The sequence below is a fragment of the Rhodanobacter fulvus Jip2 genome, assembly GCF_000264315.1.
In the GTDB taxonomy this organism is placed as follows: Bacteria; Pseudomonadota; Gammaproteobacteria; order Xanthomonadales; family Rhodanobacteraceae; genus Rhodanobacter; species Rhodanobacter fulvus.
Genome location: NZ_AJXU01000093.1, coordinates 1 through 499 on the forward strand (window position 1 = coordinate 1; position 499 = coordinate 499).

The window sequence follows — 499 nt, forward strand, 5'->3', positions numbered from 1 at the left end:
CGAGCTACTGCTGCTGAAGGAGAACCCCATCTGGCTGGCGCTGCTATGCGCGCTGTTGTGCAAGTCATTGACGACGAGGCTGCCGGTGTCCAGCAGGTTCTTTGAAGCGTCAGCGGTACTGGCAATAACCGCGCCGGTCAGCGTGGTGGTGTCGCCCACGTGGATGTCATAGCCACCACTCCCCGCCGCCAGCCCCGTCTGATCCGTCACGCTCTCGTAGTTGTTGCTGATGTTGGACTGGCTATAGCTGGCCCCACCGCTAGTGGCGCCGTAGCAGATGGGCGGGATGCACAGGCTCAGGCCCGCACTGGCACTCTGGTAAGTCTCCTTATAGTGGTCAGTGTCTTGCGTGCTGGTGAGGCTAAGGCTGCGGCCGATGTCGGCCAGGATGGTGTTGCCGTAGGCTTGGGCGCCTTCCAGCGTGGCGTCCCTTCCGCTGGTCAGGCTTAGCATGTCACCGGCATTGACCGTGGTGACATGGTTCGTGGTGCTGTCGCCG

1 protein-coding gene is annotated in these 499 nt (G+C 62.3%); it reads right to left on the reverse strand.

Annotation, left to right across the window (positions count from 1 at the left end):
* Nucleotides 1–499: hemagglutinin repeat-containing protein (locus UU9_RS17160; protein WP_007083034.1), on the reverse strand; the 499-nt coding region annotated here is incomplete at both ends.